Origin of the sequence: Roseovarius indicus (assembly GCF_008728195.1) — a bacterium.
GTDB lineage: Bacteria > Pseudomonadota > Alphaproteobacteria > Rhodobacterales > Rhodobacteraceae > Roseovarius > Roseovarius indicus.
This window is the reverse complement of the sequence record NZ_CP031599.1, coordinates 199,763-214,539: the sequence shown is the minus strand read 5'-3', so window position 1 is coordinate 214,539 and position 14,777 is coordinate 199,763. Positions and strand designations below refer to the sequence as shown.

Sequence of the window (14,777 nt, the reverse complement as noted above, 5' to 3'; positions counted from 1 at the left end):
ATGCCGATGACGTTTCTCCATGCCCTCAGGCTGAATGCACGGCGGGTTCCGACGAAACCCGCAGTGGTGTTTGAGGGGCGCAGCCAGAGCTATGCAGATGTCCTTGACCGGGTGGAACGGATGATGACGGTGCTGGCGCGGCGCGGCATCGGACCGGGCGACAAGGTGGCGGTGATCTCGGAAAATCATCCCGATTTCCTTGCCGCCTATGTGGCGGTGACCGGGCTGGGCGCGATCCCCGCGCCGATCAACTATCGCATCGCGCCCGAGGTCATGGCCGATGTGGTGGCCCGCTCCGACAGCAAGGCATTGCTGCTGGGAGAGGCGGCGCTGGACCATGCCGATCTGTTCCGGACCGTGGTGGACGACATCATTGCCCTGGGCGACGTGGCAGAGGGCGCGCAAGGGCTGCCGCGCTTGTCGGACCTTCTGGCAGACACCCCGCCCGATCCGCCCCAAGGGCGGGATGGCACCACGATCATGCTTCACACCTCGGGCACCACCGGCAAGCCCAAGGGCGCGCTGCGCAGCCTGTTCGGCATGGAAGAACGCGCCATTGAACAGCGCTTTCGCCCTGACGACCGGGCGCTTTCTGCGCTGCCGATCTGCCTGTCGGCTGGCTGCACATACACGCTGCTACCGCTCTATCTGGGGGCCAGCGTTTACCTGATGCGCCGCTTCGACGGCGCTGGTGCGCTGCGCTTGATCGAGGACGAGCGGCTGACCGCCACCATGCTGCTGCCGGCCATGCTCCAGCGGATGGTGGAGGCCGACGGCTTCGCCAGCGCCGACCTGTCGTCGCTACGCACGCTGCAATCGGGCGGCGGCGAAATGTATCCTGACCTCAAGCACGCTGCGCTGGACAAGTTTGGTGACGCGCTGATGATCTATGCCGCGTCAAGCGAGGCGGGCCCTTACGCCAACCTCACAGCAGAAGATCTGCGCCGGAATTTGGCGGGCAACTGCGTTGGTCGCCCGTTCTTTGGCGTCGAACTGAAGATCCTCGATGATGATGGAAACGAGGTGCCGCAGGGTGAAGTCGGCGAGATCTGCACCCGCAGCAAAAGCCGCTATGACGGGTATTACAAGGATGAGGCGCTGACCGCTGAAAACCGGCGCGGCGACTATCTGACCGTGGGCGATCTGGGCCGGATCGACGACGAAGGGCTGCTCTGGTTCACCGGTCGCAAGCGCGACATCATCAAGAGCGGCGGCATCAATGTCTACGCCCCCGAGATCGAGGAGGCGCTGGCCGGCCACCCAGCGATCGCCGAAGCGCATTGCGTGGGTCTGCCCGATCCGCGCTGGACCGAGGCGATCTGCGCGGTGATCGTCCCCGCGCCGGGCGAGCAGCTGACAGCGGCCGATGTGATCGCGCATGCCGAAACCCGGCTTGACCGATACAAGCGCCCGCGGCGGGTGGTCTTCATGGCGGCGGTGCCGCGCAACCTGACCGGCCGCGTTCTCAAGGCTGAACTGAAAGAGGCAGTGCTGGCACTGCCAGAGGAGGAAACCCAATGACACGGCCCGATCTTTCGGCCCTGAAGGGCCAGCGGCTCTACTGGGAGGACCTGAACGAAGGCGACCAGTTCGACAGCCCCACCCGTACCATCACCGAGGCAGATGTAGCGAATTTCGCCTGCCTGTCGGGCGATTTCAACCGGCTGCACGTCGATGCCGAATACGCCGCCGATTCGGCCTTTGGCCAGCGCATTGCACACGGGTTGCTTGTGGTGTCGGTGATGTCGGGGCTGACCACGCGGATGCTGATGAACACGTTCCTGGAACCCTCGCTTCTGGGGCTGCTCGACATGCAGTGCCGTTTCCCGAAACCGACCCTCATCGGCGACACGATCGGGGTGCGCGTCACCGTAGCCGAGAAGCGCGAGACCTCGAAACCCGAACGCGGCATCCTGTCGTTCCGGCGCGAGGTTATCAACCAGCGCGGCGAAACCGTGGTGGAAGGGGTCTGGAAACTGCTCGTACGGCGGGCGCCGCAAGGTGGTTGAGCAGGTGGTCGCCCGCGACTTTCCCGATCTTTCGCGGCTCTTGTCGCCACGCAGCGTGGCGATCCTGGGGGCCAGTGAAAGGCCGCGTAGCGTGGGCAGCGATACCTTGCTGAACCTTACCGAGCATTCCGACTTCGATGGGCAGATCTTCCCGGTCAATCCCGGGCGTGAAAGGGTGCATGGTCTTCTTGCCTATCCCGCAATTTCGGCCTTGCCTGGTCCCGTCGATGTGGCGGTGGTGTGCCTTCCTGCCGATGCGGTGGTGGGCGCCTTGCGCGATTGCGCGGCGGCAGGAACTGGTTTCGCGGTGGTCTTCACCTCTGGCTTTGGTGAAACCGGGGATGAGGGCCGGGCCGCTGAAACCGAGATGGCCGAAATCGCCCGGCAAAGCGGGATGCGCATCTACGGTCCGAACTCGCCGGGGCTGAGCAACATCAATCGCCGCCTCGGGCTGACCTTCTCGCCGGTGTTCAAGAACGACACGCTGGGCGGCGGCATCGGGCTTGTCACCCAGGGCGGCGGGCTTGGCCGTGCCTTTATCCAGGCCAGCGAACGCGGAATCGGCGTCGGCCTGTGGTGCTCTACCGGCAACGAGGCAGACCTGACCATGGCCGATGTCGTGCACCACATGGTGGGCGATCCCGACATAAAGGTAATCGCGCTTCTCGCTGAAGGCTTCCGCGACGGGCCGCGCTTTCTGGCTGCTGCCCGCGCCGCCGCCCGCGCCGGCAAGCCGGTGGTGGCGATGAAGGTGGGCAAGTCGGACTATGGCGTTGCTGCCACCCGTTCGCACACCGCCGCGCTGGCGGGGTCGGCGACGGTCACCTCGGCGCTGTTTCGCCAGCACGGCATCGTCGAGGTGGACGATCTGGACGAGTTGATCGACACGGCGGCACTGTTCGAGCGTGCGGGCATCGCCCGACGGCAGGGCATCTGCGTCTATTCCTTTTCGGGCGGCACTGCCGCGCTGGCCGCGGACATGGTGGGCAGCGCCGGCCTGACCCTGTCCGAACTGGCCCCCGACACCCGCGCGGGGTTGCGTGCGCTGGCCCCGTCTTATGCGGCGCTCGAAAACCCGGTGGACCTGACCACCCAGGTCTTCACCCAGGATACGCTCAACCGCGACTGCCTGTCTCTGGTGGCACGCGATCCGGCCACCGATGTGGTGCTCTTGCCGATCCCGGCCGATTACGGCCCGATTACCGACCGGTCCGCCGACGACATGGTCGCACTTGCGCCGGACAGTGCGGCGCTGTTGGTGCCGGTGTGGATGAGCGGGCACCGCGCCGCAGGCTATAGCACGCTGAACGCGGCAGGGCTGGCGCCCTTTCGCAGTCTGGGCAAGGCGGTCACGGCGCTGAAGCGGCTGATCTGGCGCGGCGACTGGACCGCCTCGGGCATCGACGCTCCGTCGCTGCCCGCGCTTCCGCCCGGCGAACTGGACGAGGCCGCGGCCAAGGCAGCGCTGGCCGGACTTGGTCTGACGGTGCCCGAAGGCCGGGTTGTGACCAGCGCCCAGGAGGCGGACGCGGCGGCACGCGGGATCGGATTTCCGGTAGTACTCAAGGCGCTGGTGCCTGGCCTTCTGCACAAGACCGAAGCCGGGGCCGTGGCTGTCAGACTGACGGATGCGGAGGCGCTGGCGGCAGCCTGGGACGCGATCACGGCGTCACTTGCGGCGCAGGGACACAGGCTTGACCGTGCCTTGGTCGAGCGCATGGAACAGGGGCCGGGGGTCGAGGTGATGGCGGGACTGCACCGCGATCCGGTGTTCGGCCCGGTGGTCAGCTTCGGCCTCGGCGGCGTCATGGTCGAGGCGCTTTCTGACGTTACGCACCGCGCCGCGCCCTTCGGACGCACCGAAGCGCGCGCGATGATCGACGAGATCCGCGGCCGCGCGCTGCTGGGTCCGCTGCGCGGCCGCCCGGGCGCCGAGCTGGGCGCGCTTGCCGATCTTCTCGTGATCCTGGCCGCCCTGGGTGCGCGCGGCGACATCGCTGAGATGGACCTCAATCCGGTGCGCGCCGGTCCGGTGGGTGCCACGGTCCTTGACGCGGTGATCCTGCGCGCTCCGAGCAACACAGAAGGGAAGGCAAGACAATGACGGTAAAGACGGATATCGGCTTCACCACGCGCGACCGCATCTACGTGCGCGGGCGCGATCTGGCCGACGACATCCTCGGCAAATTGGATTTCATCGACATGATCTATTTCACCGCCACGGGGAAGGTGCCGGATGCCCGCACCCGTGCGATGACCAACGCGATCATCGTCACCGCCACCGATCACGGCCTTACCCCCAGCGCCATTGCTGCGCGAATGACGATCCTGGGCGCGCCGGAATCGCTCCAGGGCGCGGTGGCTGCGGGCTTGCTGGGCGCGGGGAATCATTTTCTGGGCACCATGCAGAACGCCGCGGCCTTTGCCCGCGACGAGATCGGCGAGCTGTCCGACAGCGACGATGACGCGGCCTATGCCGCCCGCGCGCAAGAGGTCGTATGCGCCTTTCGCGCCGCGCGCCGGATCGTGCCAGGCCTCGGTCATCCGATCCATGTGGCGGGTGACCCCCGCACGCCGGTCCTGCGCCGCATCGCGGGCGAGAACGGGTTCGACGGGCGGCACTGGCGCTTCATGACGGCTGTCGAGACCGCCGCGCGTGAGGAATATGGCCGCCTCCTGCCCATCAACGCCGCCGGCGCGGTCGGGGCCACCGTTTCGGACATGGGGCTTGCCCCGATCTGGGCGCGGGCCTTCGCCCTGATTGGCCGATCCGCCGGGCTTCTGGCGCATCTGATGGAAGAACTCGAAAATCCACAGGGTCAGAAGATCTGGGACATGATCCTGGAACAGGACGACTCGGCGGAATGCGCCGGGATCGTAGACCCGGACCGCGCGGACAGCACAGGAGAGCAAAAATGACCGGCACTGCACCGCTTTCGGGGCTTCGTATCCTCGATCTGACCGAGCTTCTGCCCGGACCCTATGCCACGCAGCAACTGGCTGAGATGGGGGCCGAGGTCATCAAGGTCGAACGTCCCGCGGGCGACGCCGCTCGCGCCCTGTTCCCCGGCCTCTTTGCCGCCGTGAACCGCGGCAAGAAAAGCATCGCCCTGAACCTAAAGGATGACACAGACCGCGCGGCTTTCCTGCGGCTGGCCAAACGGGCGGACGTGGTGATCGAGGGTTATCGCCCGGGCGTGACCGCACGGCTGGGCATCGACTATGAGACGCTTTCGGCGCTCAATCCCGGCCTCGTCTACTGTTCGGTCAGCGGCTATGGTCAGACCGGGCCGGCGAGCGACTGGCCGGGGCATGATCTGAACTACGCGGCGATGGCGGGCGCGGTGGCGATCTCGGGCGCGCCCGACGGACCGCCTGAATACACGACTGGCGTGCCAATCGGGGATCTCTCGGCAGCCATGTATGCCATCATCACCATTCTTGCCGCGTTGCGCGGACGCGACGCCACGGGGCGGGGCCAGTATCTCGACGTGGCGATCACCGACGCGCTGGCCAGCTGGGTCGCCCCGCGCTACGGTGTGTGGGACGCTGGACGCCAGGCCGGACGCGAGATCACAAAGGCCGACATCCTGCGCCGGGCCGCCTATGGCATCTTCGAGACCGCCGACGGCAACTACATAACCATCGGGGCGATCGAGACGCATTTCTTCCGCCGCCTGATCCGCGCCACGGGGATGACGGGCTTCGACGATCCGGCGCTTGATGACTTTGCCGCACGCACCGACCGCGCGGACGATATCCGCGCCGCCTTGACCCCGTTGATCGCCGCGCGTCCCTATGCGCATTGGGCGGAGATCTTCGAGGTCGAGGACGTTCCCTTCGCCCCGGTCAACAGGCTGGAGGATCTGGCCCGAGACCCGCAGGTCAAGGCGCGCGGGATGGTGCACTCAGCCGGCGCGGCACAGGTGATGGCCTTCCCTGTGCCGATGGCCGGAATGAGCGACCCGGCTGGCCACGTCCCGACAGTGGGCGAGCATCAGGCCGAAATTCTGGACCACGCCGAAGAGACGGAGTGAGGGCAGATGCATTTCGACCTGGACGACTGGCAGGAAACGGCGCGGCGCAGCTTCCGCAAATATCTTGACGCCGAGGTGGCACCCCTGGTCGAGGCGCATGAGGATGCCCACCGTCCGCCGCCGCCCGAAGTGTTGCAAAAGATGGGCGAGTTCGGCCTTCTGGGCGGTCTTTTGCCCGAGGCGCAGGGCGGGGCGGGGCTGGACTACCTCACCTATTGCACGCTCCTGTGTGAGCTGTCGCAAGTCTGGCCGTCGCTGCGCAGCATCGTCAGCACCTCCAACCTGGTCCTGATGATCATCGCGCAGCGCGGCACGCCAGAGCAGCAGCAAAGATGGCTCGGCGATCTGATTTCGGGCCGCAAAACCGCCTTCTTCGCACTGACCGAACCCAATGTCGGCTCGGACGCCAGCAATGTCGAAACAAGGGCCCGGCGCGACGGCGATGGCTGGCGGCTGAACGGCCGAAAGCTCTATATCTCGAACGGGACCGGGGCCGATCTGGGGGTGGTCTTCGCGCGATCGGGCGAAGGTGATGGCGCGGGCGTCTCGGCCTTCGTGGTCGAGGCGGGCACACCCGGGTTCTCGGCGCGCGAGGTGCGCAGCATGGGCATGAACGCCTGCCCGCTGGGCGAGCTTCTGTTTGAGGACGTGGCGCTGCCCCCCGATCATCTGATCGGCACCGAGGGCGAGGCCTTTGCCATCGCCAAACACTACCTGAACGTGGGCCGCTGCTTTGTATCCTTCACCTGCCTGGGCCTGTCGATTGCCGCCTATGAGGCGGCGCTGCGCTATGCCGGTGAACGGGAACAGTTCGGGCGCAAGATCGGCGGTTTCCAACTGGTTCAGCAGATGATCGCCGACATGATGACCGGCGTGGAAACCTCGCGTCTGCTGGCCTGCCGGGCGGCCGACGCGCTGGACCGGAGCGCGCCGGATCGTGGCCGCGCCTGCTCGATGGCCAAGCGCCACAATTCCGACACGGCGCTCAGGGTCTGCGAGACCGCTTTGCAGGTGCATGGCGGGGCGGGCTATACCCGGGACTTCCCGGTGGAGCGCTACTATCGCGACGTGCGCCATCTGACGATTGCCGAAGGCACGAACCAGCTTCAGGCGCTGCTTTTGGCGCAGGGGGCCCTGGGCATCTCGGCGCTGCGGGGCTGATCGGTCCGCAGTTTGCGCACGGTCTGCCGCCGCTGCCGGTCTGAATGGCAGGCGGAATGCGGACACAGGGCGGGTCAGATTCCCAAATACGAACGGCGCACGTGATCGTCGTGGCGCAAGACGTCGGAGGCTCCGGTGAGAGCGATTGTCCCGTTTTCCAGAACATAGGCGCGGCTGGCGAAATCCAGCGCCATGTAGACATCCTGTTCCACGAGAAGAATGGTCAGGCCGGTGCGGCGAAGACCGTCGAGGGCCTCGTACATCTGCTCGACCACCAGAGGCGCGAGGCCGAGCGACGGCTCGTCGAGCATGATCATGCTGGGCCGGGACATAAGCGCGCGCCCGATCGCCAGCATCTGCTGCTGACCGCCCGAGAGCCCTCCGGCAAGTTCGCGGGCCTTCTGGCTCAGCATCGGAAAGAGTTCGTAAACCTCGGAAAGGGCGCTCTTCCGGTCTTTCGTGTTGGATGCGGCACTTGCGCCCACGATCAGGTTCTGTTCGACCGTGAGCGACCCGAAGACGTGCCGCGCCTCGGGTACATGAACGAGGCCAAGGCGCGGGATCTCGCTGGCGGCAAGGCCGCCGATCTCCTTGCCATCGTAGCGGATTGTCCCGGAACGGGCGGCCACGAGGCCCGAAATCGTGCGCAGAAGGGTGGATTTGCCCGCGCCGTTCGGCCCGATCACAGCCACGACCTCGCCCTCGGCGATCTCGATGCTGACACCGTGGAGCACGTCGAGCAGACCGTAACCGGAGACGAGAGACTCGATCGACAGCTTCATCTTGGGCCCCGAGTAGATGTGCGGGGCCGGCCCAGGATCGTGTTGGAGATGATGTTGCGCTGAATCTGGTTGGTGCCCTCGATGATCTGCAGAACCTTGGCGTCGCGGAAGTAGCGGTTGATCGGAACCTCGCTCGAGATGCCCGCCGCCCCGAAAAGCTGGACGGCGTCCTGGGCCACCTGCATCGCGGTGTCGGTGGCGAACCGCTTGGCCATCGCGGCCGCCGCGGCCAGTTCGGTTCCTGTCTTGCCGGCGTCCACCAGGGCGGCGGCGCGATAGACCAGCAGCCGCGATGCTTCCACTCCGGTTGCCATGTCGGCGATCATCCAGCGCACGCCCTGGAAGTCGGATACCGCCTGCCCGAAGGCCTGCCGTTCGAGGATGAAATCGCGCGCCAGTTCCATCGCTCCCTGGGCCAGACCGACGCCGCGTGCCCCGATGATCGGACGCGACTGGTTGAACGCTTCCATCACGATCTTGAAGCCCCTGCCCTCGGGGCCGATCCGGTTGGCGGCGGGCACGATCATGTCCTCGAAATGCAGTGCGTTCGAAGGCACGCCCCGGGCGCCCAGCTTGTCTTCCTTGCGGCCAAGCTCGAAGCCCTTCGTGCCCTTTTCGACGATGAAGAAGTTGATCTCTCCGGTGCTGTCGCTGGCGCCGGTCTTGGCCGCGACCAGAACAAAGTCGGCGACCGCCGAGTTGGTGCTCCAGATTTTCTGGCCATTGATGCGATAAGCGTCGCCCTCGCGCACAGCGCGGGTGCGGATCCCGGCAACATCCGATCCGCTTTGCGGCTCGGTGACCGCCAGCGCACTCCGCAGGCTGCCATCGGCCAGGCCGGGCAGGAAGCGCGCCTTCTGGGCCTCGTCACCGCCGAACAGGATCGCACCGAACGGGACCCACTGCACGATCAGCAGATAGGCGGTATTATAGCAGACGCGCGCCAGTTCCTCGACCGCGACGCAGGCGGCAAGCTGGCTTCCCATCCCGCCGTGCTCGGCCGGAAACGGCAAGGTGAACATCCCCAGTTCGCGCAGCAGATCGAACATGTCCTGCGGGTACTCCCCGCTGCGGTCGATTTCGTGGGCGCGGGGCGCCACGCGCTCGTTGGCGACGCGCCGCACCATCTGCTGCACTTCCCTGACGTCCTCGGGCAGATCAAACATCATCATTCAGGTTTCTCCGTTGTCGGCGTTGTCGGATGCTGCGGCGGCAGAGGCTTGCTGCGCGCGCTTGCCGAGATAGGCTTCGATCACGTGGGGATCCCGACTGACCTCGCTTGGCAGCCCCTCGGCTATCACCGCGCCCGCATCGAGCACCACAATCCGGTCGCAAAGCTCCATCACCGCATGCATCACGTGCTCGATGATCACCACGGTGATTCCTTCCGCGCGCAGGCCACGGATGAGCGTGATCACGCTTGTCACCTCGGTCGGTGTAAGCCCCGCCATGACTTCGTCGAGCAGCAACAGAGAAGGTCCCGTTGCAAGGGCACGCGCAATTTCCAGCCGACGACGCTCGGACAGCGTGAGCTCTGCACAGGGCACATCCCGGCGCGCCTCGAGCCCGACGCGGACAAGCACCCGACCTGCGATGCTGCGGGCTTCGTCGAAGGAGCGGCCGGGAAGCGCGGCAGTGAACACCGCCTCGGCCACCGTGAAGGACGCGAAAGTCTGCGTGATCTGGAAGGTGCGCGCGATGCCCAGTTGGGTGCATTCGTGCGGGGCCAGCCCGTCGACGCGCTGCCCGAGCAGGGTTATCCGGCCGCGGCTTGGCGGAAAGGAACCGCCGAGCAGGTTGAAGAAGGTCGTCTTGCCGGCGCCGTTGGGGCCGATCAGGCCGAGGATTTCGCCCTGACGGACTTCGAGATCGACCGACTGCAGTGCCGTCACGCCGCCAAAGTCGCGGCCCACGCCATCGGCGGTGAGAATTTTCCCGCCATCCTCAAGGTCGGCGGCGTGGCGCCGAGGCAACGGCCCGGCAGCGACGGAATGCGGCACGGCAAGGGTGAAGCCGGAAAACCATCGCCCGCCCAGTGCCCTGCGCAACTGCCCGATCAGCCCGCCCGGCAGAAGCAGAATCACCGCGACAAGGGCGGCCCCGTAGACCAACTGGTGCGCGCCAGCCCCAAGCGACATCAACTGCACGCGCATGATCTCGCCCAGGGGGAAGAGCACAAGGGTGCCCACGACCGGCCCCAGAAGTGTTCCGGTGCCACCGACAACCGAGAACAGCAGGATCAGAATGATTACATGTACCCCCAGCACCGAATGCGGGTCTATGAAGCCCACGAACTGCGCGTAGAAGCCGCCCGCCACCGAGGTCGCCGCAGCGCTGATGGCGAAGGCGAGCTGCTTGGACCTGAAGAGGTTGATGCCTGACGCCGCCGCTGCGGCCTCGTTGTCCCGGGTGGCGCGCCAGATGAAGCCGTGGCGCGAATTCAGAAGCGCCTGCAGGACGAGAAGGAGCACGGTGTTGAATACCGCGATGACGAGCAGAAAGGGCCAGAGATCATTAAAGCGCAGGGCCGCAAGACCGGTCTCGTCAAGCGGCATGAACATGCCGTTGGTGCCACCGAGTGCTCTGACCCCTGACACTCCATAGAAAAGCGCATAGGCTAGGGCAAGCGTCAGGAGCGCAAAGACGAGGTGGCTGAGACCTTTCCGGAACGGAATGTAACCCGCCGCCAGCGCGAGAACGACCGACAGGGCCATGCCGACGACCATCCCAAGCCAGGGACTGATCCCATAGGTGGTTGCAAGGTAGATGGTGCAGTAGGCACCGACACCGAAGAAAGCCCCGTGGCCAAAGGAGACTTGGCCGACATAGCCGCCGATCAGGTTCCAGGCCGTGCAGAGGTAGCACCACACGAGCATCATCACCGCGACGCTGACCCAGTAGGCGTTCAGAACGGTGAAGGCGATCACCACCGCCACCCAGATGACCAGGATGGCGACTGCACCTTCGCTGCGCAGCGCGCCTGCTATGGCATCCGCCGGGGATCGACTGAGGCCGGCCGCGGTATCGGGTTTGCCGCTCATAACGTCGCCCCCCGCCCCAGAAGGCCGTGCGGCCTCAGAAGCAGCACGGCGCCGAACAAGATGTAAAGCCCCGCCGGCGCCGATGCGCTGTTGAAGATGGCGCCGGCCAGGGCCTCGGCCACGCCGAGAACCAGCGCCGCCACCATCGCACCGCGCAGATCACCCAGACCGCCCAGCACCACGATCATCAGAGACAGAACGCTGAACTGAAGGCCCACCACCGGGGTGACATGATAGAACCCCATCAGGCAGCCGGCGGCGACCGCCAGCGACCCCGTCGCGCCGACGAAGACCCACATCTGCACGCGCTGCACCGTCACGCCGCACAGTTGGGCCATCACCGGATCTTCCGCCGTGGCACGGACGCGGTACCCCCAGACGGTCGCCGAGAGAAACCAGGCCAGCAGCCCCGACGCCACCAGGGCGATGACGAAGCCTATCAGCAACGGCACGCTTACCACGATGGCGCCAAGATGGATTGTCGACGCTCCGAGTTCGGTCCTCACGTTGAACAGGTCGGCCCCGAACCATAGCAACGCCGCGCTCTGGATCACGAATGACAGTCCGATGGTCAACTGCGCCTGAACGAGAGGGGCGGAGCCGACGACCGGCCGGATGAGCCGCCCGAAGACCGCCCATCCGATCGCCATCATGGCAGGCACTAGTAGGACGCCCGCAAGGAACGGCGAGAGGCCCGTGGAGGCGCAGACCATCACTACGCCGTACATGCCGACCATGAGCAGGTCGCCATGGGCGAAGTTCAGCACGCCCATGACGCCGAACACCAGCGCCAGGGCCAGGGCGATGAGCGCATAGATGCCACCCATCAGAAACCCCGAAACTGCCGCCTGAAGAAGAAGCTCAACGCTCATCCTGACCACTCCCGTCCAGTTTTCGCATCAGTTCAGAGGATTGGGCTCTTCCACAGCCACCTCTGGCGGCCAGACCGTGACCTTTTTCGTGCCGCCTTCCTTCCATTGCGCGATCAGATTCTGCGATCCGACATTCCGGCCGTGTTCGTCGAACTTGATCCGAGAGAAAGGTGAGATCAGTTCCTTGCCGGGGATGTCGATCTCAAGGAGGGCGGCGCGAAGGTTCTCGTCTGTCAGATCCTGGCCTGCCTCAAGCGTCTCCTCCAGCGCAGCCTTCAACGTGTATGCTCCGCGGTAGCACATCGACGCATAGCTGGACGGAACGATGCCGTGCTTTTCCTCGTAAGCCTTCACAAATCGCTGGGCACGGTCCATGTCGGGATTGAAGTAGTCCACCGTGCTGAGATTGACGTCCTCAATGAAGTCCCTGTCCACAAGTTGCGGGATGCGCACATCACCTGGGCCTCCGCCGATTCCGATAATGTAGGGTTTGAAGTCAAGCTGCTGCATTGCCTGAAGCCCGGTCACCACATCTTCGGTGTAGCCGGCCCAGATCACCACGTTGGCACCCGACGTCTGCACCCGCTTGACCGGTGGCAGAAGGTTGCGATCGCTGCGCGAATACGGCGCGCTGGCGGCGATCTCGATGCCCCTCTCCTCCAGCAGAACTTCGATCCGCTCGATGGTTCCGGCGCCGCGCGGGCTGTCTTCATAAAGCAGCGCCGGGACGACGTCGCCTTGTGTCATGAGGTGATCCAGGAAAGACACGACCGTGGACGCCTCGGAATCGGCTGTGATCTGGTCGGAGAAATACCATTTGTAACCGCGCTCGAGGAGCTCGGCCGACACCGCCGACGAGTTCAGGTAAGGAACCCGCGCCTGCTCGGCGAACTGCGCCGCTGCCGATGTGCCTGCGCTGATCTCGCAGCCAAGGATGATCGGAGCCCGCTCGAGGCGGGTCAACCGCTCCATCACTTGGCGCACCACCCCGGGATTGCCCTGTGTGTCATAAAGCTGGATCTTCAGCGACCGACCGGCGACGCCGCCATCGGCGTTGATGTGCTCAAGGGCAACTGCGATCCCCTTTTGCGCATCCTGTCCGGTCACGGCGACCGGTCCCGACATCGCGGCAATCGCCGGTATCACGATTTCTTCGGCTTGGGCCAGCGCAGGTGAAGACGTCAGCGGCGCAATGGCGACGCCCAGGCCGACAACGGCCTGTAGAAACTTGTTCATTTTGGCTCCTCCCTAAAATCCCGCAAGTCCGAAAGCGGCATCTACCGATGGCAGGACTCCGGTGCCCTAGGGTAAGCGGGGCGGTCAGCCTGCGCCAAGACCTCCGGGCCGGGCGGGCCTTTTGCGCACAGATGTGTTTTTTGATCTGCAGCGGTTGAGCGCTCATGGCGACGCCGTTCTAATGGCCTGCGGAACCGCTTTCGCGAGCCGCTCCCGAAGTAGTGTGGGTCTTGCAGGGATGCTTCCGCAAGGTTGCGGTGCCGCGCCCTTGGGTTGCGGGCCAGCTGACCGCCGGACTGCGGCGCGCATTGCTGGCTCGAAGGGTGCGATACCGCGAAAGGAAAAGAAAAATGGACAGCCAGCCGCAGGAGCCATCACCGCAGAAGCCAGCCGAGGGGGACGGCCCGCTTGCCGGTTACAGGGTGCTTGATCTTTCGGTCAACGTGCTAGGGCCGGTGGCGACCCAGATCCTCGGCGACATGGGGGCCGACGTCATCAAGATCGAGTCACCCGACGGCGACTACACACGCCAGGTGGGACCGTCGCGCAACCCGAAGATGGGGGCACTGTTCCTCAACGCAAACCGCAACAAACGCTCGGTCGTGCTCGACCTGAAAAAACCCGACGCGCGGGTCGCGCTCCTTGATCTGGTGCGTTCGACGGACGTGCTGGTGCATTCGATGCGCCCCGGTGCCGCCGAACGCCTCGGCGTTGATTACGAGGCGATCCGCGCGGTCAATCCCGGTATTATCCACGCCTCGGCTTCGGGTTTCCGGCTGGACAGCGAGCGCCGCGACTGGCCTGCTTTCGACGATGTGATCCAGGGTGCCAGCGGCGTAGCCGGGCTTATGGCCCGGGCCAGCGGCGAGCCGCGCTATTACCCCACTGTAATCGCGGACAAACTATGCGGGTATATCCTGGCATCGTCCATTGCGATGGCCTTCGTCTGGCGCGAGCGCACCGGCCACGGACAGCAGGTAAACGTGCCGATGATGGATGCGATGGTCAACTTCAACCTGATCGAGCATCTCTGCGGCGCAACCCTCGACCGACCCGATCTGGGCATGGGTTACAGCCGGGTATTCTCGCCTCATCGTCGGCCTTATCCGACGCAGGACGGGCACATCTGCGTGATGGCGGCGATGGACAACCAGTGGCTGCGTCTCTTCGACGCCATAGGCCGGCCCGAGCTGCGCGACGATCCACGATTTGCCACAGCCGCGTTGCGCACCGATCACATCGACGCGTTATATGGGATCCTCGCCGAGGCAATCGCGGGGAATACAACTGCCGAGTGGCGCCGCCGGTTCGACGCGGCCGACGTGCCGAAAGGACCGGCCAACAGCCTGGAGGATCTGCTGGTTGATCCCTACCTGGTTCAAACCGGGTATTTCGAGCGCCACGAGCACCCGACAGAGGGCGCCCTCGTGACGCCCCGGATACCGGTCCAGTTCTCGCACAGCCCCGGCCGGGTGCGCCGTCTTCCACCGCGGCTGGGCGAGCACACGGAGGAGGTTCTGTCCGAAATCCGCCCTCCGCGCGCCGACACCTGACGGAACCAGGCCAGGGATGAAGTGAGCCGTATTCGATGCCGGTCGTGCCCTTCGCTCATGGATTTCACGACGCCCGTCGGAAACTC

Annotated in this window: 12 protein-coding genes; 7 read left to right on the top strand and 5 right to left on the bottom strand. The window is 65.4% G+C overall.

Annotated features, from left to right (window positions below):
* Genes RIdsm_RS27325 through RIdsm_RS27300 form a run of 6 tightly spaced genes read left to right on the top strand, consistent with a single transcriptional unit; the run spans nt 1 to nt 7,207 of the window.
* On the top strand, nt 1-1,521 hold the full coding sequence (locus RIdsm_RS27325; protein WP_057817133.1) for a class I adenylate-forming enzyme family protein: 1,521 nt from the start codon (nt 1-3) through the stop codon (nt 1,519-1,521).
* Nucleotides 1,518-2,009, top strand: coding sequence for a MaoC family dehydratase (locus RIdsm_RS27320; RefSeq protein WP_057817131.1), 492 nt, complete (start codon nt 1,518-1,520; stop codon nt 2,007-2,009). Before RIdsm_RS27325 ends, RIdsm_RS27320 begins: the two co-directional genes overlap by 4 nt.
* On the top strand, nt 2,002-4,113 hold the full coding sequence (locus RIdsm_RS27315; RefSeq protein ID WP_201455577.1) for an acetate--CoA ligase family protein: 2,112 nt from the start codon (nt 2,002-2,004) through the stop codon (nt 4,111-4,113). The genes RIdsm_RS27320 and RIdsm_RS27315 overlap by 8 nt, the downstream gene beginning before the upstream one ends.
* Nucleotides 4,110-4,928: a citryl-CoA lyase gene (locus tag RIdsm_RS27310; RefSeq protein ID WP_057817129.1), complete on the top strand. Its 819-nt coding sequence runs from the start codon at nt 4,110-4,112 to the stop codon at nt 4,926-4,928. The genes RIdsm_RS27315 and RIdsm_RS27310 overlap by 4 nt, the downstream gene beginning before the upstream one ends.
* Nucleotides 4,925-6,046 (top strand): CaiB/BaiF CoA transferase family protein, encoded by a 1,122-nt coding sequence (locus tag RIdsm_RS27305; protein WP_057817127.1) that lies wholly within the window; start codon nt 4,925-4,927, stop codon nt 6,044-6,046. The genes RIdsm_RS27310 and RIdsm_RS27305 overlap by 4 nt, the downstream gene beginning before the upstream one ends.
* Before the next feature lie 6 nt (nt 6,047-6,052).
* Nucleotides 6,053-7,207 carry an acyl-CoA dehydrogenase family protein gene (locus tag RIdsm_RS27300; protein WP_057817125.1) on the top strand — a complete coding sequence of 385 codons (1,155 nt, stop codon included), beginning with the start codon at nt 6,053-6,055 and terminating at the stop codon, nt 7,205-7,207.
* Between the two features lie 74 nt (nt 7,208-7,281).
* Here the strand turns inward: RIdsm_RS27300 and RIdsm_RS27295 are convergent, their stop codons facing one another.
* The 5 genes from RIdsm_RS27295 to RIdsm_RS27275 are packed head-to-tail and all read right to left on the bottom strand — an operon-like array spanning nt 7,282 to nt 13,138.
* Nucleotides 7,282-7,989: an ABC transporter ATP-binding protein gene (locus tag RIdsm_RS27295; protein WP_057817122.1), complete on the bottom strand. Its 708-nt coding sequence runs from the start codon at nt 7,987-7,989 to the stop codon at nt 7,282-7,284.
* On the bottom strand, nt 7,986-9,158 hold the full coding sequence (locus RIdsm_RS27290; protein WP_057817289.1) for an acyl-CoA dehydrogenase family protein: 1,173 nt from the start codon (nt 9,156-9,158) through the stop codon (nt 7,986-7,988). Before RIdsm_RS27290 ends, RIdsm_RS27295 begins: the two co-directional genes overlap by 4 nt.
* A gap of 3 nt (nt 9,159-9,161) precedes the next feature.
* Nucleotides 9,162-11,030, bottom strand: a complete 1,869-nt coding sequence (locus RIdsm_RS27285; protein WP_057817120.1) for a branched-chain amino acid ABC transporter ATP-binding protein/permease — start codon at nt 11,028-11,030, stop codon at nt 9,162-9,164.
* Nucleotides 11,027-11,902: a branched-chain amino acid ABC transporter permease gene (locus RIdsm_RS27280; protein WP_057817118.1), complete on the bottom strand. Its 876-nt coding sequence runs from the start codon at nt 11,900-11,902 to the stop codon at nt 11,027-11,029. The genes RIdsm_RS27285 and RIdsm_RS27280 overlap by 4 nt, the downstream gene beginning before the upstream one ends.
* Nucleotides 11,903-11,929: 27 nt before the next feature.
* Nucleotides 11,930-13,138, bottom strand: coding sequence for an ABC transporter substrate-binding protein (locus RIdsm_RS27275; protein ID WP_057817116.1), 1,209 nt, complete (start codon nt 13,136-13,138; stop codon nt 11,930-11,932).
* Between the two features lie 350 nt (nt 13,139-13,488).
* Here RIdsm_RS27275 and RIdsm_RS27270 point away from each other — a divergent pair, with 350 nt between their 5' ends.
* Nucleotides 13,489-14,691, top strand: coding sequence for a CaiB/BaiF CoA transferase family protein (locus RIdsm_RS27270; RefSeq protein ID WP_057817114.1), 1,203 nt, complete (start codon nt 13,489-13,491; stop codon nt 14,689-14,691).
* Nucleotides 14,692-14,777: the final 86 nt, after the last annotated feature.